The following is a 21,131-nucleotide window of genomic DNA, read 5'->3' on the forward strand; positions in this document are numbered from 1 at the left end:
GCCTTATGCCATGCCCCGTTGGTCGTAGCGAGCAATACGTTTTGGACAAATTCCGGGCACAACAAAACAGGGAGGCAATCGCTTGCCTCCCTGTTCGGTCACTCAGCTGCTGCCTGCGTATCAGGCCTGGCGCTGGTGCTTGTCGATCTGCTCGTGGCGCTCTTGCGCCTCGATGCAATATTTGGTGGTCGGGCTGATCAGCAGGCGTTTCAGGCCGATTGGCTCACCGCTGTCATCGCACCAGCCGAAGGTATCGTCGGCAATACGCGAGAGGGCCATTTCCAACTGGGGCAGCATGCGCTGGTCGCGGTCGATCACATTGACCAGCCAGTGACGCTCCTCTTCAACCGAAGCGGCGTCTGCAGGGTCGGCAGGCGTGTCCAGGCTCTCGATCGCAATACGGCTCTGCTCGATTCGCTCGTGGATCTCGACCTTCATGCCCTGCAACAGCTCGACGAAGAAAGCGTGCTGCTCGGCGTTCATGTAGTCATCGGCCGGCATGGCCAGCAACTTTTCCTTTGTCATTTATTTCTCTATAAAAAAACGTGCATTGAGGAGCGGCTTGACGTTGCCGTGCAAACCAATAATCTCCAAGCGCCACCTGGCACTCAATTTACGAGGGGCGGCAGTCTAAGGCCGGCTAGCGGGCTCGGCAACACAATTGAAGGATTTTTGTACAACAATTGCCGTAAAACCCTTGAAATGCGGGCGAAAGACACGGCCAGCATGCTGCTTGATGAGGCTCTGACCTGCTGACAGCTAATCGGTTCCTGCAACATTCAACGCACAAAAGGGCCTGAAAAGGCCCTTTGATGCAGATTATTGAATATCAGCGCTTGGTCTTGCGCTTGTTGCGATATTGATCGATTACCACCGCCACTACAATGATCAGGCCTTTGATAATGTCCTGAACATAAGCGTCTACGCCGACAAAGGTGAAACCACTGGCCATTACGCCGAGAATCAGCGCACCGATCACAGTGCCGGTGATTCGCCCTACTCCACCGGACAGGCTGGTGCCGCCGATGACTGCGGCAGCGATAGCGTCCAGTTCATAGGACATGCCCATTCTGGCCTGCCCGGTTGCGGCACGTGCCGAGGCAACCACCCCTGCCAGCCCGGCCAGCAGCCCGGCGATGCTATAGACGATAACCAGGTGGCGCTTGACGTTGATCCCGGAAGTACGCGCAGCCTGCATGTTGCCGCCGATGGCGTAGGTGTATTTGCCGTACTTGGTGTAACGCAGGGCAATGTGGAAGATCACCGCCACCACCAGAAAGATGATCACCGGCATCGCGCCCTGTCCGATAGCCGTGTAGGAGTCAGAGAGCATGCTCACCGGCTGACCTTCGGTGTAGAAGCGCGCCAGGCCACGCGCGGAGACCATCATGCCCAGCGTGGCAATGAATGGCGGAATACCGGTTATGGCAATGATGCTGCCGTTGATGGCACCCGCCAGCAGCCCGACTCCGAGCCCGACCACGATCGGAATCCACACGGGCAGGTCGGTCAAGGAAGGAAATACCGCCCGGGAAAAGTCCGAGGTTTGCGCCAGGCTCGCGGCAATCATCGCTGACAGTGCCAGCACCGAACCGGACGACAGGTCGATGCCTGTGGTAATGATCACCTGAGTCACGCCGATGGCCAGCAAGCCGATGATCGACACCTGAAGGATCATCAGTACCAGACGCTGGGAGTTGAGCAGAAAGCTCTGATCACGGACGATCCAGCCAAACAGCTCAAAGATCAGACCTATACCGATCAGCACCAGAAAAATACTCAGCTCGGTTGGCAGCCGCCGTTTGTTCCTGGTCGGTGCCAAGGCTGGTTTGTTTTGCGAAATCGCGTTGCTCATGTTCGTTCCCCTTTTGTTCTTCTTCTACCGAGCCCTGTAGTGCGAACTCAATGAACCTTGTGGCCGGAGGCCAGATGCATGACTTTTTCCTGGGTCGCTTCGCCTCGATCGAGGATGCCCATCATTTCGCCTTCGTGCATGACCATCACCCGGTCGCTCATACCGAGGACTTCCGGCAGCTCTGAAGAGATCATGATGACGGCCATGCCTTCACTGGCGAGCAGGGAGATCAGGCGATAGATTTCCGCCTTGGCCCCTACGTCGATGCCGCGGGTGGGCTCATCCAGAATCAGTAGCCGGGGATTGGTCATCAGCCAGCGTGCCAGCAACGCCTTCTGCTGGTTACCGCCCGACAAGGTGTCGATGCACTGCTCCAGTGACGGGGTCTTGACCCGAAGTTTTTTGCACATGTCCTCGCACAGCGCACGCAGTGCCTTCTGTTGCACGAAACCGTTGCCGGCATAGTTGGCAAGCACGGCCATTTCCATGTTTTCCATCACCGACAGGCATGGAAACAGCCCAGTCAACTTGCGGTCTTCCGTCAACAGCGCAAAACCCAGTTCAATGGCCTGATGCGGGTCGGCAATGTGTACCGTAGTGCCATCAAAGCGTACCTCGCCGCTGTCGCTGGGGGTTATGCCGAACAGGGTCTCGGCCACATTGGTCCGGCCCGACCCCATCAATCCGGCAATGCCAAGAATCTCTCCGGCACGCAAATCGAAACTCACGTCCTTGAAAATGCCGTTCAGGCACAGGTTGCTGACTGAAAGCAGCACTTCGCCTGGCGGCTTTTCCCGCTCGGGAAACAGTTGGGTCAACTCACGCCCCACCATCATGGTGATCAGGCTGTCGCCGTCCATACTTTCGGCGCGCTGCAGGCCGATATAGGCGCCGTCGCGAAAAACCGCTACTTCGTCGGCAATCTCGAAGACTTCGTTCATCTTGTGGGTGATGTAGATGATGCCTTTACCCTGAGCGCGCAGGTCGTTGATGATCGAAAACAGGTGAGCGACTTCGGTTTCGGTGATGGCCGAAGTCGGCTCATCCATGATCAGCACGTCCGAGTTATATGACACAGCTTTGGCGATCTCGACCATCTGCCGCTCGGCGATACTCAGGTTGCCCACCAGGTCTTCGGGATCGAGCCTGATGCGCAGGCGCTCCAGCAGTTCGGTAGTGCAGCGGTGCATTTCCCGGTGATCGACCATGTGCAGACCGTTGAGCTGTTCGCGACCGATCCAGATGTTCTCGGCGATGCTCATGAACGGCATCAGGTTCAGCTCCTGATGGATCATCGCAATGCCGGCCTGCAAGGCCGAAAGTGGCGTCTCGAAGCGAATCGGCTTGCCACGCAAGCGGATTTCGCCCGAGTCCGGCTGGTAGATGCCAGCGATGATTTTCATCAGCGTTGACTTTCCGGCACCGTTCTCGCCCATCAGCGCCAGCACGCTGCCAGGGCGCACACGCAGTTGGACGTCGTTGAGCGCGATGACACCGGGGAAGCCCTTGCTGATATGGCTGATTTCAAGCAGATAAGGCGGCTGGGCATCCGGCGTCGGGCTATCGCTGTCACTGGACGGCAGATCGCGTTGTGCGGGCGGGTTGGCAGTAGCTGAACCGAACATGATCACAACTCCTCAAGCGGCAGGCTGCGGGAGGAACGATCCTCCCTGGCCTGCCGATTGCTGTTATTTGAAGGTGGCGACGTTTTCAGGCGTAATCAGGCGATAAGGGATGATGATCGCCTGGGGCTCGACCTTTTCCTTTTTCGCCATTTTCACGGCGGCATCAATCGCCCCGTCGGCCTGGCCCTTGGCGTCCTGAAAAACGGAGACTGCGAGGTCGCCCTTGGTAACGGCGCTGAGCCCGTCTGGCGTACCGTCGACACCGGCGACTAACACGCTGCCTTTATCCACATCCACGCCTGCCTGCTTCAGCGCCATCGCCGCGCCAATGGCCATTTCATCGTTGTTGGCCAGCACCGCGTTGAATTTACGGCCCTGGGTAAGCCAGTCGTTGGTCAGGTCCATGCCCTTCTGGCGTAGCCAGATGCCGGTCTGCTCCTGATCTATCTTGATGTCCGGGTACTTGGCCAACACCTCCTTGATGCCCTTGGTGCGGTTTTGCGTGGAGTTGTTGGCCAGGTCACCCAGAAGAATCATGACACTGCCCTTGCCTTTCAGTTTGTCGGCGATGTATTGCGCCTGAAGTCGACCTGCCTCCATGTCATCCGACGTAACGGTGGCGACGCCTGCTGGCAGTTTCGGATCGTCAGGGCGGCGGTTGACGTAGACCAGCGGGATGCCTGCGGCGACCGCGTCCTTGGTGATCCGTGCAGTGGCAGCGCTGTCGACAGGACTGACGATCAGGGCGTCGACTTTCTTGTTGATCAGGTCCTTGACCTGGTCGAGCTGTTTGTTGACGTCCGCGCGGGCATCGACGAACTGCAGGTCCACTTTCTCGGTCGTGGACATGGCTTTGGCCTTGGCATTCATGTCGTCACGCAGGTAGGTCAGCCAGGTGTCATCGAACTGCGACATGGCCACACCGATCTTGATATCGGCCAAAGCTGCACCGCTGCCCAACATCAGCGCCATGGCCAATGAGGTCAAAGCAATCTTGGTCTTCATGAGGATCTGTCTCCAAATTATTGTTGTTCGGATGCAGCGAATCAGCGTGACAGGCGGATCCCGGTCGCTCCGGGAATGCAGAACAGTTGCGCGTCCTTGTGTTGCACGCACATGCCACGGGCAACGGTTGTGAGAAATCGCTCCATGGTCCGAATCCAGAATGAAGAGGTGGCAGAACGCTTGGCGGTGAGGCCAGAGGTAGGGGTTTTCATCGACAGTACCTATCTTTTGTTTTTGTTGGTGTGCATCTCGTGACTTGAAAGACCTTCAAAGCCCGAGTGATTCGATAGTCGGTAACCTGAAAAAGACTCTATTGGAAGATATTTTCCAATTCAACTTATTTTAGAATTTTATTCCATTTCATTTTTATTCGGCTGCACATACGACAAAGCCCGACGCTTGTCAGGCGTCGGGCTTTGTCCGATGGCAGGCTTGAATGTGCAGCGTGGCACGCGATGATTACAACACCACAACCCGCCCTTCACTGGCGCTCAAGCGAGCTGCATCCATGACCTGTGCCGATGCGATAGCATCATGAGGATCAACCGGATTACCGCCCTGCTCCTCAACGGCGCTCTGCAACAGGCGGTAGAACTCAAGCCAGCAACCGCGCTCCGAAGGCACACGCTCGCGATGGTCGCCCTGCTCGAACCAGCCCCAGCGCCGATGCTCTTCGACACCCCAGCGCTCGCCCTCGGACCGTGGCGTGAGGCCGGCAAACGCAGCCTCCTCCTGACCGTCCAGCCCTTCGACGCTGTAACAGCCCTTTGATCCACTGACCCTGAAACGCGGCTTGGGGGTATTTTGCAGACAACTGCCTGACAGGTGCGAAGTCACACCGCTGGCATGCCTCAAGGACACGAAGAACGTGTGGTCCAGTTCGTCTTGCGGCGTAGCGAACTGCAATTCTGCATACACCCGCTCGACCGGCCCGAACAGTACCAGTGCCTGATCCACCAGATGACTGCCCAGATCACACAGCATGCCACCACCGCTGGCCTTGCCTGCCGAGCGTGGCGAATAGCGCTCGATACTGGACTCGAACCGGCTGATCTGCCCCAGCGCCTTGTTGTCGATCAACTTGCGTACGGTGAGGAAGTCGGAATCCCAGCGCCGATTCTGATAAACACTAAGCAGGACGCCACGCCGTTCGGCCGCTTCCACCAGCTCGCGCGCCTGGGCGGCGTCGCTGGCAAAGGGTTTGTCGCTGACCACCCCGACGCCCAGCTCTATCGCTTCAAGGATCAACGCTCGGCGCGAAGCCAGGGGCGTGGAAATCACCACCACATCTACCCCGGCAGCGACCAGCTCAGCCAGCGTGTCGAAGGTTGCCACGCCGGGATGATCGTTGACCACTTCCTGTTTTCGCTCGGGTGAACGGGTGACAACGCCTGCAAATGTGGCACCGGGCAAACTCGAAATCAGCGTTGCATGAAAGTAACGCCCGCCTTTGCCGTAGCCCACCAGCCCTGCTCGCATGGATATCTCCTGTAGTCCATGAACCTCATGGCCGCAGCCATCGGTCGTGTATTGGATGCCACCGTTTCAACGAAGCAGCTCGCTTTTGACCCGCTCCAGCATGAATCGGCTCGATTCATCTGCACGCTCCTCCCAGGCAAATACGGCCACTGTGGCAATACCGTCGAAATCAATGTCCCGCAATGTCGAGAAGAACGCGTCCCAGTCCACCTCGCCCTGCCCGATGTCCAGATGCTGATGCACCGTTGCCGTGACGCCAGGCGGGTTGACGATGTAGCGCAGGTTGGACGAAGCCCGGTGATTATAGGTGTCGGCAATGATCAGGTGGGTGAGCTTGTCACCTGCGTACCGCAGCATGGAGGCAATGTCCCCCACGCCATCATCGTAGAAAAAGGTGTGTGGCGCGGCATACAGGTAATTGATCCAGTCCCGGTCCAGACCGCGAATGATGTCGACTGACTCGTTGTTACGTTCGCAGAAGTCATAAGGATGCGCCTGGATATCGAGCCGGATGCCTTCTCGCTCGAAGTACGGCATCAGTTCATCCATGGATTTCATGAACTGGTTTTCGCACACCAGTGCATGATCGGATTGTCCGCTGAACTCGGTATTCATAAGGTCGCAGTCCATTTCCACGGCCACCTGAATGGCGCGCTTCCAGTTGCGCACCGCTGCAATACGCAAGTCCTCATCCGGCGCAGCCCAATGGTACAGCGGCAACAGCGAGGAGAGTTTCACACCAGCATCGCTCAGGGCTTTGCGAAACTCCCTGATTCGCGCACGATCCACGCGCGGGTACTTGTAGAACGGCATGAAATCTTCGCGCGGTGAAAGCTCTACATAGTCGTAGCCCAGTTCCGCCGTCTTATCGACCATCGCACCCAGCGACAGGTGGCGATACATATAAGGATCCAGTGCGATGCGCATGATGCCCTCCCTTTTACTGTTTGAAAGACAGCCTGATTCCAGACACCTCTGTCAGTCATAAAACGCGGGACGCATCTCCAGGGCAATCGGCACGACCGCTCCACTGTTCTGCGCTTGCACACAGGCATCGGCGGCCACCGCAGCGGCATAGCCATCCCAGGCAGAAGGTCCGTAAATCGTGCCGGCGTTAACGCCATCGATGAAGTCCTGCAACTCGACGTCATAGGCGGCAATGAACCGGTCTTTCCAGTCCATCAGGATCGCGTTGGACAATTTCGCTTCGCTACGCAACTGCACCTGAGAAGGCTCAGGCAGTTTGGCAATGCCGCTCTCGCCGACCACTTCACACTGGATGTCGTAGCCGTACTGGCAGTTGACGAACACTTCGACGTCGATGCGCGTGCCTCTGGCCGTTTCCAGCATCACGATCTGCGGATCTTTCATGTGCGCAAGGGCCTTGCTGGTCTTGCGCGGGAACACCACCTGTACCGACACATAGTCATCGTTGAGCAGCCAGCGCAGCACATTGAGCTCATGAATCAGCGTGTCGGTGATCGCCATGTCGGTCTTGTAGTTCTCGCCGACCCGAGGGTTGCGGTGCGCACAGTGAAGCATCAGCGGTTCGCCGATACGGCCGCTGTCGATCACCGATTTCAGGGCGCGATAGCCCTGATCATAGGGGCGCATGAAGCCCACTTGAACCAGACGCCTGCCGCTGGCGATCTCGGCCTCGACAATGTGCCGGCAACCCTCGGCGGTAACGGCCAAAGGCTTTTCGCAGAACACCGGCTTGCCTGCGGCAATGGCCGCCAGCACGTACTCTTCATGGCTGGGGCCCCAGGAACAGACCAGCACCGCCTCGACGTCGGGCGCGGCAATCAGCGCGTGGCCATCGGCATACACTTCGGCGCCGATGTCCAGCTCGCGCACCACTTTGGCTGCCTGCTCCAGGTTGATGTCGGTGACCGCTACCACCTGACTGCCAACCAGCGTTTTGCTGCAACGCCGGATATGATCCTGACCGATTGCGCCTGTACCGATCACGCCGAGTTTCAATGCCATTTTCATGTTCCTTTTTTTATTGGATGTTGCCGTGAACGGGTCACGGGCGCTGAACGATAAACAGTGATCAGTACTGTCGAGCCTTGGCCAGTTCGCGGTTGAGTTTTTCGTACACCTGGGCCGTGGTGCCGGTCGTTGATACTTCGGCAACGCCGACACGCCACCACGACAGGTATTTGTGAATCATGGTCTTGGGCAGGACCTTGATGTCGATCAGCGTCGAGACCGTCTGACGTTGCGCATCGACGAGCGCCTGACGCAGTTGTTCGGCGGTGCTGACCTTATAGGTCTTGCAGCCATAGGCGGCAGCGCTCATGGCGAAATCCACCGGTACAAAGTCGCCGTCGAGCTTGCCTGTGTCGGGATTGCGAAAGCGGAACTCGGTGCCGAAACTGTCCATGCCGTGCTCCATCTGCAGGTTGTTGATGCAACCGAAGGTCATGTTGTCCAGCAACACCACGTTGATCTTGCGCCGCTCCTGAATCGAGGTCGCCAGCTCTGAATGGAGCATCATGTAAGAGCCATCACCGACCAGCGCGAAAACCTCGCGGTGCGGCGCAGCGAGCTTGACGCCCAGTGCGGCATTGACCTCATAGCCCATGCATGAATAGCCGTATTCGACGTGATAGGTGTCGACCCCGGTGCTGCGCCAGGCACGCTGCAGGTCGCCCGGCAAACTGCCCGCCGCCGCAACGATCACTGCGTCAGCAGGCAGGTTCTGGTTAAGGATGCCCAGTACGCCGCTCTGGGTCAGACACGAGCCGGTCAGCTCGATGAACTCGCGCAGCACGGCCGGATCCAGGTGATCGTTGATTTCCGGGACGAAATCCTCGCTCTGGTACTCGACCGCATACAGGCGATCAACCTCGGCATCCAGCTGCGCACGGGCTGTCTGCGGCGCATCGTCCCAGGCAGCATGGTAACCGCTGGCTCGCAGGCTTTCGGTCAGTGCCTGCAATGCCACCTGCGCATCAGCCAGGACCTGCACGCCATCCAGCTTCTGCACATCGAAGGCACCAACATTGAGGTTGAGAAACTGCACATCCGGGTTCTGGAACAGCCATTTCGACGCGGTGGTGAAATCGCTATAGCGGGTGCCGACGCCGATGATCAGGTCCGCCTCTTTCGCCAACCGATTGGCCGCCAACGTGCCGGTTTCGCCGATGCCGCCCATGTTCAGCGGGTCCGCCGAAACGATGGCACTCTTGCCTGCCTGGGTTTCGGCGAACGGGATATCGAAGCGCTCGGCAAAGGCTTGCAAGGCATCGGCTGCGCCGGAATAACGCACGCCACCACCGCAGATCAGCAGCGGTTTGCGCGTGCCGGCCAGCAGCTTCAACGCGTCGTCAAGCATGGCCTTGCTGGGCGGGCGGCGGTCGATACGGTGCACACGTTTTTGCAGGAAGCTGTCCGGATAATCGTAGGCCTCGGCCTGCACATCCTGAGGCAGCGCCAGCGTGACGGCACCGGTATCAGCCGGGTCGGTCAGTACGCGCATGGCATTGAGCGCTGCGCTCATCAACTGCTCGGGACGGTTGATACGGTCCCAGTATTTGCTCACCGCCTTGAACGCATCGTTGGTGCTGATGCTCAGGTCGTGAAACTGCTCGATCTGTTGCAGCACCGGGTCAGGCTGGCGGCTGGCGTAGACGTCCCCCGGCAACAGCAGCAACGGAATGCGGTTGGCCGAGGCGGTTGCGGCGGCGGTGATCATGTTCGCCGCGCCTGGCCCGACCGAAGAGCTGCACGCGTAGATCTTGCGCCGCAGGTGCTGCTTGGCAAAACCGATGGCGGCGTGGCACATGCCCTGCTCGTTACGGCCTTGATGAACCACCAGGTCGCCGCTGTCCTGTTCCAGCGCCTGCCCAAGACCCAGCACGTTGCCATGCCCGAAAATGGTGAAGATGCCAGCGACGAATTTGCTCTGCACGCCGTCGACTTCGACGTACTGATTATCGAGAAACTTCACCAGGGCCTGGGCCATGGTCAGTCGGGTTGTACTCATGTTCGCACCTTGTTGTTGTTTGAGGTGGCCAGGGTTTGAGGCGGCCTGACGGCTGACGTCAGTGACGCTGCGAAACGGCTCGTGACAAGTGCGTCATGCTCGCCGCTATCGCCTGAGGGATGTCGGCCAGCGCATGGACGCTTTCGGCGAATGGGTCGAACGACAGATGGCCCTCATAGCCGCTGTCCAGCAAACGCTCGATCTGCGATGCATTACCCAGAATGTCAGCTTCGCCGACCAGCACGCGATGGCCATCGCGAATGCTGTTGAGCGGTGCCTGCGCATCCTCGACACCGGAGATATGCACCAGCCCGGTCAACTCTGGAAACAGCTCGACCTCACCGGCCAGGTGGTGGTGAAAGGTGTCATGAACCAGCCGATAAACGTCCAGCCCACCCACCGCCCTGATTGCGTCCACCGCCTGACGTTTGAGGCGCAACGAGCACTCCTCGAAGCCCAGCGGTTCGACGAAGCCGAGAATGCCGTGCTCACGAAGAATCGGTGCCAACGCTGTCAACGCGGTGCGCAACCCCGAAGCGCGCTGCGCGCCGTTACGCGGATCTGCACGGTCATTGAGCGGACATAGCACCAGACCGCGCGCACCGCAGTCGCGAGCGTACTGCGCCAGCTTCGTCGCCTGGGCTGCGCGCTCTTCATTCCAGACATCGAATGGGTACAGGGCGTTGATGGACAGCACCTTTACCCCCCGGGCAGCGCAAAGGTCACGAACGACCTGGGGTGCAGTGCCGTCCTCGATCTCGATACCCTTGAGGTCGTTGCGAATCTCGATGGCATCGGCACCCAGCTTCACCGCCAGATCGACGAAACCTTCCAGAGACAGGCGCGGCGCGACCATTCGATTAAGGGCGAAACGCAGAGGTTGGTTCATTGTTCTTGTTCTCCGCAACATTCCATTGATGAAGGCTATTTGGCAGTCGGCATACTGAACTCGGGGCCTTTGGCGATGCTGTCCGGCCAGCGCTGCATGACACTCTTGTAGCGACTGTAAAAGCGCAGGCCTTCTTCGCCATACGCGTGGTGATCGCCAAACAGTGAACGTTTCCAGCCGCCAAACGAATGCCAGGCCATGGGCACCGGGATAGGCACGTTGATACCGACCATGCCGACCTTGATGGTCCGCGCGAACGCACGGGCCACACCACCATCGCTGGTAAAGCACGACACACCGTTGCCGAATTCGTGTGCGTTGATCAGCTCGACGGCACTGGCGAAATCCGCGACGTGGACGATGCCCAGCACCGGGCCGAAGATTTCTTCCTTGTATATCTGCATCTGCGGCGTGACGTGGTCGAACAGCGTCGCCCCGACGAAAAAGCCCTGCTCGGCACCCGGCACCTTGAAGTGGCGACCATCGACAATCAGCTTCGCCCCCTCTTTGACGCCCTGATCGATGAAACCCTCTACCTTGGCTTTGTGCACGGCGGTGACCAACGGCCCCATGTCCGAATCGGCCTGCATGCCATTGCCGACCTTGAGCTGATCGATGCGCGGCAGCAGCTTGTCGATCAGTTGCTGGCCGACATCGCCTACCACCACTGCAATGGAAATCGCCATGCAGCGCTCACCCGCCGAACCATACGCCGCCCCGATCAAGGCATCGGCGGCTTGATCCAGGTCCGCATCGGGCATCACGATCATGTGATTCTTGGCCCCGCCCAGCGCCTGCACGCGCTTGCCATGGGCCGTGCCCTGCTGGTGGATGTACTCGGCAATCGGCGTCGAACCGACGAACGAAATGGCCTCGATGTCAGGGTGCTGCAGCAAGGCATCGACCGCGACCTTGTCGCCCTGCACCACGTTGAATACGCCATCAGGCAGACCGGCCTCCTTGAGCAGGCGCGCCATCAGCAGGCTGGCCGACGGATCACGCTCGGAAGGTTTGAGGATGAAGCAGTTGCCGGTCACCAATGCCATAGGGATCATCCACAGTGGCACCATGACCGGAAAGTTGAACGGCGTGACCCCGGCGCAGACGCCCAGTGGCTGACGCAGGTTCCAGTTATCGATACCACCGCCAATGTTGTCGCTGAAATCACTTTTCAGCAGGCTGGGCGCACCGCAGGCAAATTCGACAATCTCGATACCGCGCACCACTTCACCACGCGCATCGGACAGCACCTTGCCGTGCTCGCGGCAAATGATCTGCGCCAGCTCGTCGTGGTGCCGGTCCAGCAATTCCTTGAACTTGAACATGACCCGCGCCCGGCGCAGCGAGGACTGATCGGCCCAGCCGGGAAAAGCAGCCTTGGCCGAAGCGACCGCTTCATCCACGGTTTTCACGCTGGCCAGCGCAACGCGCGCTTGAACAGTGCCGATTGCCGGGTTGAAGACATCGCTGTAACGCTCACCATCGCCGTCATTCAGGTGTCCGTTGATGTAATGGCCGATTACCGGTGACTCGTTCATCTCATGCCTCCAGAGTAAAAAGGGGAAATCAAAGATCCAGCAGCCAGCTGTGCTGCGGGTCGTTGTGGAACTGCCAGGCGCGTGTCGGACCGGCCATCACGTTCAGGTAATACGATTCGTAACCGTAGGGCACAGACACCGGGTGATAGCCTTTGGGCACTGTCACCAGATCATTGTTTTCCACGGCCATGGCCTGATCGATACTGCGGTCGTCGGTGTAAACCCGCTGGAAAACGAAACCCTGCGGCGGGTTGACCAGGTGGTAGTAGGTCTCTTCGAGAAAGCTCTCGTGGGGCAGATTGTCCCGGTCGTGCTTGTGCGGCGGGTAGCTGGACGAATGTCCCGAAGGAGTCCGTACCTCGACCACCAGCAGCGAATGCGCCGGTTCACTGTCCGGCAGAATGTCGCACACGTAACGGGTGTTTGCCCCTTTGCCGCGTACGCTGCGTTTCATGCTGCCCGGCATGATCAGCCGCGCCGCAAGCTGTTTGCCCGCATCGCCCGGCGCCGTGCATACGGCCAGATGCAGCGGACCACGCGCAACGAACTCTGCCTGACTATGCGGTGGCAGGTAGACCGCAAACGGCGATTTTTCCTCGAACACCGATTGCCGGTCGCCGATGTTTTCCCAACTGAAAGCGCCCTGCCCCGGTGCTTCGCCATTCACGCTGGCGTGCCCGGCCAGCAAGACCACGCACAGTTCGTTTTCTTCTGCAGCGAGAGGCAGGCGCTCACCGCCCTCCAGTCGGTAGGCGGCAAAGTTCACGTACTCGAGCGAGCCGGGCGCCAGCGCCACGATGTCACGGCCCTGGGGTTTGCTCTTGGTCAGCAGATTCATGGTTCAATCCTCCTTATTGCGCATCGGCCAGCAGTTGGCGCAAGGTGTCATAGCCCTTTTTGGCATACACATAACTCGGCGCTACCGCTGGGTCCTGTTCGGCCTCGACCACCAGCCAGCCGCTGTAGCTGGCTTGCAACAACACCTTGAGCAGCGCAGAAAAGTCGATATCACCGTCGCCTGGCACCGTGAACGTGCCATTGATGATGCAGTCCGGAAAGCTCCAGAGATTGTTGCGCGCCAGTTGCACCACAGGTTTGCGCACATCCTTGAAATGCACATGGCAAACACGCTCGATGTGCTTGCTCAGCACCTGCAAAGGCTCGCCGCCGCCCATGTAACAATGCCCCGAATCGAACAGCAGTCCGACTTCCTTGCCGGTCAGTGTCATCAGCCGATCAATATCCTGTGGCGACTCGACGTAAGCGCCCATGTGGTGGTGATACGCCAGGCGTACCCCTCGGGACAGGGTGAAACGCGCCAGTTCGGTGAGTTTTTCGGCATATTCAAGCCAGGCTGCATCGGTGTGAAAACGCGGTCGTTCAACCAACGGAATGCGCTGCCCCTGAATCGAGTCAGCCACTTCACCGTACACCAGTACCGAAGCGCCATTCTCGGCGAGCAATTGCACATGCGGGGGTAATGGCTTCGATTTCTTCGGCCACCGAGCGCCGCGCCAAATGGCTTGAATACCAGCCGGAAACCAGCGCCAGATCATAGGGCCGCAGCACATCGCCGACGCCCTTGGCATCTTTCGGAAATTTGCCGTTGAGCTCGAAGCCCTCGTAACCAATGGCTTTGCCTTCGCTCAAGGCTGTGCTCAGTGGCGTCTCTCCGCCGAGGGCCGGCAAGTCATCGTTGCTCCAGGAGATCGGGTTGATGCCGATGCGGATCCTGGGTGTGGAAATAGAAACGGGCATGGCTGCACCTTTTTTGTTGTTATCGCGACGTCAGATCAAGAAAGAGTCAGGCGCGGCTTTCGCGCCAGGACTCGATCAACCAGTTGAAGGTGCTCTGCACCCGACTGACCAGCGCCGCATCGTCTATTTCCCCGGCCATCCAGGCCCGGCTTGGCTCGCGAAATATGGTCCGGCCGACGGCAAAACCCTGGCAGACGCGGCTGTGTCGTGCTTCGGCAAAACCGGCAGCGAGGTCTTCGACAGGCGCATTGAGCCCGAGCAGTACCACGCCACGGCAATACGGATCGCGCTGCTGGATCAACTCGTCCAGCTGCTGCCAGACCTGCGCGCTCTGCGCCTCGATCTTCCACCACGCCGGGTAGATGCCCAGGTTGTACAAACGCTTCAGCGACCTGACCATCACGTCAGGATGAGACGAGGGGTGATCCTTGGGTGGAATGATTTCCAGCAGCAGTTCGTGACCACTGACTTTCGACGCGTCGTAGAGCGCCTTGATCTGCACTTCCTGTTCCAGACGCAGCATGGGCTCGTCATCGGGGTGATATTGCACCAGGCACTTGATGATCTGCTCTTGCGGCCAGGCGAGCAGATTGCTGCCGATGGAGCGGCCATGCTCGAACGCCAGGGGTCTTGAACCCTGCACTTCCACCGGACGCGCCACCCACCAACCGCGACCGGTCGCAGCGTTAAGTGAATCTTGACCGAAGCGCTGATCGGCAAGCAGCCCGACATCGGCTTCGATGCCACGCTGGCGCAGGCCGGCTTCGACCCGCTCAACCGCCTGCACGAACAGTTGCTTGAGCTGGCTGATGCTGCTCAGGTCGCGCCCGGCCTGTTGGGCCAGCTCGACCAGTTGGCCGCGATGATCGAAGGCGAAGATGAACAACTGCCGCCACAGCTTGCGTGGCACGCTGACCTGATGCAGCCGTTGCAGGACAACATCCTGATCAGGCCGGGTAATGGGGTGCGGGCTGCTGAACAGGTAATCCAGTTCGGCAGGCGTCGGCATCGCAGGCGCGCGGGCATGGCGCGATACCACCAGCCCGCCACAGGCATTGGCCAGCTGGCAGCAGCGCTCGTCGCTGGCATCCTTGAGCCAGCCGCTGAGAAAACCGGACATGAACGCATCGCCAGCGCCCAGCACGTTGAGCACTTCAACCCGCACGCCGGGGTAGATTGCGCCGTCTTCAAGCCGCGCAGGAATCGCACCGTGAATCACTGTGCAACCTTGCGGGCCGAGCTTGACCACAAGCGTCGCGGCCGTCAGTTCGCGCACGGTACGCAGGGCAGTGAGCAAATCGGTAGAGCCGCCGGCAATCTGAAATTCTTCTTCAGTACCGACAATCAGCTCAAAACGCGGCAGGATGCGCTGCACATGCTGACTGACCTTCTGATCGGCAACAAACCGTGTCTCGCCATCAGCCTTGGCCGCCAGGCCCCAGAGCACCGGGCGATAATCGATATCCAGCACGCGTTTGACGTCGTGCTTTTCGGCGTAGTCGAGCGCCTGGCTGCTGGCCTTGAACACTTGATCGGTAGAAAAATGCGTGCCGGTGATCAGCAGCGCCTTGCTCGACGCGATCTGCTGTTCGTCGATGTCCTCGGCGCGCAAAGCCATGTCGGCGCAATTTTCGCGGTAGAACACCAGGGGAACGTTTCACGGTCTTTCAGCCCCAGCAGCACCATGGCGGTCAGGCGCTCGGGATCGCGCTTGATAGCGCTGACATCACAGCCTTCGCGGGCCAGCGACTCGACCAGGAAGCGACCCATATGGTCATCACCTACCCTGCTCAGCATGGCCGACCTGAGCCCCAGCCTGGCAGTACCGAATGCGATATTGGCCGATGAGCCGCCCAGGTATTTGGCGAAACTGGAAACGTCTTCCAGCCGCGCACCTACTTGTTGCGCATAAAGATCGACGCCCAGGCGTCCGAGGCAGATCAGATCCAACTGACGCCCAGTGGCAAAGCGTGTCTGGCCCATGGTGGCTCCTGTTATTTTTATCAGCCTGCAGCGCCTGCATCATGTGTACACGCTGCTTTGTGAATGCAGCGTAAAACGTCGAGCCTCATCAATCAATATTTATTCTATAATTATTTTTAGTGGAATATTTTTTCCATACCGCTATTCAAGTGCTGGCACAATGCACAGACGGGTAAGCTATAGTCGTCCCGGCCCAAGGCAGCCTCCATCGTCGGGCACACAACTGCGTTACCTTGAAAGATGTTGCTCTGTAAGAAATTGCCCTGAAAGAACAGGTAGAAAGGATTTGAATATGACCCGCGCCGATCAGCCCACTCTGCCCGAGACGAGCGTCGACATGCCGCCGACCAATGCCGAAGGCCTGCTAAGGCTGATCACTGATGAGTACGACGGTTTACCGCGCCAGCTCAAGCGCATCGCCAGCTATATGAGCCAGCAGAGCGACCGGATCATGGTTGACCGGATCAGTGACATTGCCCGCGAGTGCGAAGTCCACCCGTCGGCCATCGTGCGCTTTTCCCAGCGTTTCGGGTTTAGCGGCTTCAGTGAGATGCAGGCGTTGTTTCGCGAGGCTTACACGCACAAGACCACGCCGGTGCAGAACTACCAGCAACGCATCCGCAGCATGATCGCCAATAAGTCTCAGAAGGCCCACTCGGGTGATCTGGCACGCGAATGCGTGAGCGCAACGCTCTCCGGGCTGGAGCGTTTGAGTGCAGAGCTGGACGACGATGAGTTCGAAAAGGCTGTAGATCTGGTGGTCAACGCCGACAATATCTACGTGGTGGGTGTGCGCCGCTCATTTGCCGTGGCGGATTATCTGGTCTACAACCTGCAACACACCAACAAGCGTATTCACTTGATATCGGGCCTGGGGGGCAGCTATCGAGAGCAGATGCGCAGCGTGCGTGCCAACGATCTGGTGATTGCCATCAGCTTCACGCCCTACGGCAAGGAAACCCAGCATTGCCTGCGCATCGCCCAGCATCATCAGGCCAAGACGCTGATCATCACCGACAGCAATCTGTCGCCGCTGGCCAAGCGTGCTAACTCGGTGTTGCTGGTCAATGAAGGCAGCTCGTTCGCCTTCCGCTCGCTGAGCGCCACCCTGTGCCTGTGCCAGGCACTATTCATCGCAGTGGCGTATCGGCTGGAGCTGAAAGTCGACGAGATCCACGAGCAGGTCGGGTTTGATGATTGAGGGCTGAGATTCCCGGCCCTCAGGTCTTCGCTTCCTGCCCCATTCGCTGCTGGTTCTTCTGGCCCATTTTCTTCGCGCGTTTTTCCAGCACCAGATACACCACCAATGCAATCAAAAGCGGCAGCAGGAAGTAAATGGCGCGGTAGCCGATCAGAGCTGCCAGCAGACTGCCCTTGGAGAACTGGTGAGCCAGCAAGGTAATGAATACAGTCTCAAGCACGCCCAACCCGGCTGGAATGTGAGTAATGACACCCGCGATGCTGCTGATCAGCAACACACCGAGAATCGCCGGGTAAAACGCCTTGTCGGGCAGCAGCGTGTAAATCACCGCAGCCATCAGCGACCAGTTCAGAGCCCCCAGGCTGGCCTGCATCAAGGCCTGCTTCATTGACGGTAGATTGAATTCCTGATCACGAACGGTCCATGAGCGCTTTTTGGAAAACCGGCAGGCCAACAGGTAGGCAAAACACACGGCCAATAGTCCGAAACCGATCAATTGCAGGGTCGTGGTGCCGATCGACCATTCCTCTGGCAACTCCAGAAAACGCATCGAAAACACGAAACCGGCCAGCAGCATGTAGCCCAGCCAGTTGGTAATCAGGCTGAGGCTCAGAATCCGGGTGATGGTCGACACGTCCAGCCCCAACCGGGAATACAACCGGTAACGCAAGGCGATGCCGCCAACCCATGAACTGAGATTGAGGTTGAATGCGTAGCAGACAAAGGTCACAGGCACGATCTGTTTGATCGACAATGTGTGGCGGGTGTAATACCGCGCCAGTACGTCAAAGCCGCAATAGGTTGCGTAACTGGCAAAGGCCACAACGGCGGCAATGGCCAGAGTGCTGGCCTTGTAGGACGACAGCGCCTGCTTGACCTCTTGCCAGTCAAGGTTCTTGACCAGCAGAAACAACAGGACCGGGACAGCAATGAAGAAAAACAGATTGAATATCCGCTTTGCCCATTTCCATTTGGCTCCCTGCGCACTTCGCGGCGCTGCATTTGCGGCCTGAGTCATGAAGTTTTCTCCTGGTCCATCTCGTGGTTGTTCTGTTGCTGTTCGATGACTTTCGCTTCCGGCACCACGTCACCGGCCCGTAACGGCTTGAGGCGCACACCGTGAACCGGGAACAGGCCGGCAATGGCCGGAAAACGCCGCAGGAAAAAGAAGCTTAAAACGATCATCGGCGCACGCCACCACTGGCCGCGCGCCGCGCCCTTGAGGCTCATCTGCTTACTGTGCGCAGCGGCAAGCTCCATCAGATGGTTTTGCAGATGCTCATTGAGCCCGCGATCACGGATGAACAGATTGGCCTCCAGGTTCAGCGCCAAGCTCAGCGGGTCTAGATTGCTGGAGCCCACGGTGGACCAGTCCTGATCGATCAGCGCGACCTTGCCGTGCAATGCACGTTGCTTGTACTCGTGAATGACCACTCCGTCGCGCAGCAGGTAGGTGTAGGTCAGCCGCGAGCAGACCCGCACGAACGGCATATCGGGCTGACCTTGCAAAATCAGGGTGACCTTGACGCCCCGCCGTGATGCATTGCGCAGCTCACGCAGAAAGCGGTAGCTGGGATAAAAATACGCGTTGGCCAGGGTGATCCGTTGCTTCGCAGCGCGAATCGCCTCAAGGTACTGCTCTTCGATATCGGTACTGTGCTCGTCATTGTCGCGCTCGGCGAGCAGCATGCTGGCGTCACCGGCGCGGTCCAGCTTCAGTGCAATGGGCGGCAATTTGTCACGAACGACCTTGCTGAGCATATTCAACGCGCTGTGGTGAATATCGCCAACAATCGGGCCACGGACCAGAACGGCATAGTCCTGTTTGGCCGTCACCCCCGTGTCAGTCATGTGATCGACGCTGTAGTTGATGCCGCCGATAAAGCCCAGTTCGCCATCAATGACGACCACCTTGCGGTGCAGACGGCGGAACAGGTTGGTGCGCATACCCATGAATCGCGGACGCGGGTCGAACAGCTGAATCTGAATACCGGCATCGATCATGGTTTTGACAAACACCGAACTCAGGTCCGATGTCCCGTAGTCATCTACCGTGACAACCACTTTCGCGCCGTTGGCCGCAGCTTGGAGCAACGCCTGTTGCAAGCCCTCGCCAATCCGGTCTTCAAAGATGATGAAAGTCTCGATCAACACCTCTTTGCGCGCGGCCCGTATGCACTCGAACACCCGGGCGTAGAAGTCTTCACCGTTGATCAGCAGCTCTACCGAGTTGCCATCACACCACTGCCCTGTCGTATTACTCATAAGGTCAACTCCACCGCCAGCGGTGCATGATCGGAAAGATGAGACCACGGGCGGCTGGACAATACTTTCGGCCTGTGGGAAGTCGCGTTGCGGACATAAATCCGGTCCAGCCGGAGCAACGGCCAGCGGGCCGGAAAGCTTTTGGCCGGCGCGCCGAAGCGCTCGACAAAAACCTCGTGCAACCCGGTGCCCTCCAGCAAAGCATCGGCGCGCTGACGCCAGTCATTGAAATCACCGGCAACGATCACCGGCTCACCCTCGGGAAGACGCTCCATCAGCTCGGCGAGCAGGTTGAGCTGCTGACGCCGATGACTTTCACGCAAGCCCAAGTGAACACACACCGCATGCACCCGACCGGCGTATGGCACCTCCAGGATGCAGTGCAGCAAACCGCGCTGCTCGGTGCCATGAATGGAAATGTCGAGGTTCTCGTGCTGGATGATCGGGTACTTGGACAGCAGCGCGTTACCGTGATCGCCATCCGGGTACACCGCATTACGACCATAGGCAAAGTCGTTCCACATGCTGTCGGCGAGGAACTCGTACTGGGAAATCGTCGGCCAGTCCTTGACGCTGCGCGCATGGCTCTGGTGCTCGCCGTGCACTTCCTGAAGAAACACGATATCGGCCGATACAGTACGCACAGCCTCACGCAACTCCGGCAAAATGAAGCGGCGATTGAAAATGCCAAAGCCCATGTGCATGTTCATGGTCAGTACATTCAATGAAACACTGGCGGACACTGGCGTTGCTGGGCCGACAGGCGGATTGGCACTGGTCAAGACTCGCTCCCGGGTGAATATTCACGTCATATGAAGCCACCCATCGGCACAGGTTCCGTCCCGTGTCGCCTGTGCTGCGTATTTGCCATATTCAGTCGGGCATATTCAATGGCACTGATCTGACGCTGAAAAAAACGCGTACAAATGAAACGCAGGATCCCGGCAACTGCCTAAACTGCTTACCGGACCTGTAAAAAAGCGACAAGGAATCCAACCGTGGATGCACCGACTTCTCAACGCTACACCGCACGAGCCAGATGGCTGCACTGGGTCATGGCCATACTGATTGTGCTGGCGTATACCCTGATTCTGAGCCGCAGTCAGTTTGGCAAGGGTTCTGAATACCGCACACTGGTCGTGCAGAGCCATTTCTGGGTGGGGATTGTGATTCTGGCCATGGCGTTTTTCCGCGTCGCCGAGCGTCGACGGCATCGTCCGCCCGGCATAACGCCGCCGCTTGAAGGCGCGTTGCGCTTAGCCGCGACACTTACGCATTACGCGCTGTATGCGTTCCTGTTCGCTCAGCCTTTATTGGGTCTGCTGACGGTGATGGTGGAAAAAGGCGCGTTACCCATTCCCCTCACCGACCTGCAGATACCCTGGCCCCTGCCGACCTCGGATCGCAGGGCCGAAACGTTCGAAGATGTGCACAAGCTGCTGGGCTCGATCTTCTATTACGTCATCGCCCTGCACGTAGTCGCCGCGCTCTGGCATCACCTTGTGCGCAAGGACAATACCCTCAAGCGCATGCTGTAAG

Annotated in this window: 17 protein-coding genes and 2 pseudogenes; 2 read left to right on the forward strand and 17 right to left on the reverse strand. The window is 58.7% G+C overall.

Translation table 11 applies throughout. The annotated features are described in order from the left end of the window. Nucleotides 1–120: 120 nt before the first annotated feature. The 14 genes and pseudogenes from FFH21_RS16940 to iolC all read right to left on the reverse strand — a co-directional run bounded on the left by FFH21_RS16940 (nucleotide 121) and on the right by iolC (nucleotide 16,126). Entirely contained in the window at nucleotides 121–525 is a 405-nt protein-coding gene (locus FFH21_RS16940; RefSeq protein WP_002554078.1) for a TraR/DksA C4-type zinc finger protein, read from the reverse strand. A gap of 304 nt (nucleotides 526–829) precedes the next feature. Continuing rightward, nucleotides 830–1,855, reverse strand: coding sequence for an ABC transporter permease (locus FFH21_RS16945; protein WP_011168996.1), 1,026 nt, complete (start codon nucleotides 1,853–1,855; stop codon nucleotides 830–832). A 47-nt stretch (nucleotides 1,856–1,902) separates the two neighbouring features. Further along, nucleotides 1,903–3,480 carry a sugar ABC transporter ATP-binding protein gene (locus FFH21_RS16950; RefSeq protein ID WP_011168997.1) on the reverse strand — a complete coding sequence of 526 codons (1,578 nt, stop codon included), beginning with the start codon at nucleotides 3,478–3,480 and terminating at the stop codon, nucleotides 1,903–1,905. Between the two features lie 63 nt (nucleotides 3,481–3,543). Further along, nucleotides 3,544–4,485, reverse strand: a complete 942-nt coding sequence (locus FFH21_RS16955) for a sugar ABC transporter substrate-binding protein (protein ID WP_011168998.1) — start codon at nucleotides 4,483–4,485, stop codon at nucleotides 3,544–3,546. A 41-nt stretch (nucleotides 4,486–4,526) separates the two neighbouring features. Then, nucleotides 4,527–4,697: a hypothetical protein gene (locus FFH21_RS30015; RefSeq protein ID WP_155007526.1), complete on the reverse strand. Its 171-nt coding sequence runs from the start codon at nucleotides 4,695–4,697 to the stop codon at nucleotides 4,527–4,529. Nucleotides 4,698–4,944: 247 nt separating this feature from the next. Beyond that, nucleotides 4,945–5,964 carry a Gfo/Idh/MocA family protein gene (locus FFH21_RS16960; protein WP_011168999.1) on the reverse strand — a complete coding sequence of 340 codons (1,020 nt, stop codon included), beginning with the start codon at nucleotides 5,962–5,964 and terminating at the stop codon, nucleotides 4,945–4,947. A gap of 66 nt (nucleotides 5,965–6,030) precedes the next feature. After that, a complete protein-coding gene (locus FFH21_RS16965) occupies nucleotides 6,031–6,891 on the reverse strand; it encodes a sugar phosphate isomerase/epimerase family protein (protein ID WP_011169000.1) in 861 nt (286 codons plus the stop codon). 51 nt (nucleotides 6,892–6,942) lie between these two features. Continuing rightward, nucleotides 6,943–7,953 carry a Gfo/Idh/MocA family protein gene (locus tag FFH21_RS16970; protein WP_002554084.1) on the reverse strand — a complete coding sequence of 337 codons (1,011 nt, stop codon included), beginning with the start codon at nucleotides 7,951–7,953 and terminating at the stop codon, nucleotides 6,943–6,945. Between the two features lie 67 nt (nucleotides 7,954–8,020). After that, entirely contained in the window at nucleotides 8,021–9,958 is a 1,938-nt protein-coding gene (gene iolD / locus FFH21_RS16975) for a 3D-(3,5/4)-trihydroxycyclohexane-1,2-dione acylhydrolase (decyclizing) (protein WP_011169002.1), read from the reverse strand. 58 nt (nucleotides 9,959–10,016) lie between these two features. Further along, on the reverse strand, nucleotides 10,017–10,847 hold the full coding sequence (locus FFH21_RS16980) for a TIM barrel protein (RefSeq protein WP_011169003.1): 831 nt from the start codon (nucleotides 10,845–10,847) through the stop codon (nucleotides 10,017–10,019). A 35-nt stretch (nucleotides 10,848–10,882) separates the two neighbouring features. After that, nucleotides 10,883–12,385 (reverse strand): CoA-acylating methylmalonate-semialdehyde dehydrogenase, encoded by a 1,503-nt coding sequence (locus FFH21_RS16985; RefSeq protein ID WP_004665737.1) that lies wholly within the window; start codon nucleotides 12,383–12,385, stop codon nucleotides 10,883–10,885. A gap of 28 nt (nucleotides 12,386–12,413) precedes the next feature. Continuing rightward, on the reverse strand, nucleotides 12,414–13,223 hold the full coding sequence (gene iolB / locus FFH21_RS16990) for a 5-deoxy-glucuronate isomerase (RefSeq protein ID WP_011169004.1): 810 nt from the start codon (nucleotides 13,221–13,223) through the stop codon (nucleotides 12,414–12,416). A 13-nt stretch (nucleotides 13,224–13,236) separates the two neighbouring features. Further along, nucleotides 13,237–14,143 (reverse strand): annotated as a pseudogene (iolE, locus tag FFH21_RS16995) (myo-inosose-2 dehydratase). Nucleotides 14,144–14,189: 46 nt separating this feature from the next. Continuing rightward, nucleotides 14,190–16,126: pseudogene (gene iolC / locus FFH21_RS17000) on the reverse strand (5-dehydro-2-deoxygluconokinase). Between the two features lie 292 nt (nucleotides 16,127–16,418). Here iolC and FFH21_RS17005 point away from each other — a divergent pair. Then, the gene (locus FFH21_RS17005; RefSeq protein WP_002554092.1) at nucleotides 16,419–17,327 is read left to right on the forward strand and encodes a MurR/RpiR family transcriptional regulator; all 909 of its coding nucleotides are present in this window, start codon (nucleotides 16,419–16,421) and stop codon (nucleotides 17,325–17,327) included. Nucleotides 17,328–17,346: 19 nt separating this feature from the next. Here FFH21_RS17005 and FFH21_RS17010 read toward each other — a convergent pair whose 3' ends face one another. The 3 genes from FFH21_RS17010 to FFH21_RS17020 are packed head-to-tail and all read right to left on the reverse strand — an operon-like array spanning nucleotide 17,347 to nucleotide 20,374. Continuing rightward, the gene (locus FFH21_RS17010) at nucleotides 17,347–18,345 is read right to left on the reverse strand and encodes a lysylphosphatidylglycerol synthase domain-containing protein (protein WP_004665741.1); all 999 of its coding nucleotides are present in this window, start codon (nucleotides 18,343–18,345) and stop codon (nucleotides 17,347–17,349) included. Continuing rightward, a complete protein-coding gene (clsB, locus tag FFH21_RS17015) occupies nucleotides 18,342–19,592 on the reverse strand; it encodes a cardiolipin synthase ClsB (protein ID WP_002554094.1) in 1,251 nt (416 codons plus the stop codon). Before clsB ends, FFH21_RS17010 begins: the two co-directional genes overlap by 4 nt. Beyond that, on the reverse strand, nucleotides 19,589–20,374 hold the full coding sequence (locus FFH21_RS17020; RefSeq protein ID WP_002554095.1) for an endonuclease/exonuclease/phosphatase family protein: 786 nt from the start codon (nucleotides 20,372–20,374) through the stop codon (nucleotides 19,589–19,591). The genes clsB and FFH21_RS17020 overlap by 4 nt, the downstream gene beginning before the upstream one ends. Nucleotides 20,375–20,590: 216 nt before the next feature. Here FFH21_RS17020 and FFH21_RS17025 point away from each other — a divergent pair, with 216 nt between their 5' ends. Further along, complete coding sequence (locus FFH21_RS17025; protein WP_004656874.1) at nucleotides 20,591–21,130, forward strand: cytochrome b; 540 nt, start codon at nucleotides 20,591–20,593, stop codon at nucleotides 21,128–21,130. Nucleotide 21,131: the final 1 nt, after the last annotated feature.

Origin of the sequence: Pseudomonas sp. KBS0707, assembly GCF_005937945.2 — a bacterium.
GTDB lineage: Bacteria > Pseudomonadota > Gammaproteobacteria > Pseudomonadales > Pseudomonadaceae > Aquipseudomonas > Aquipseudomonas amygdali.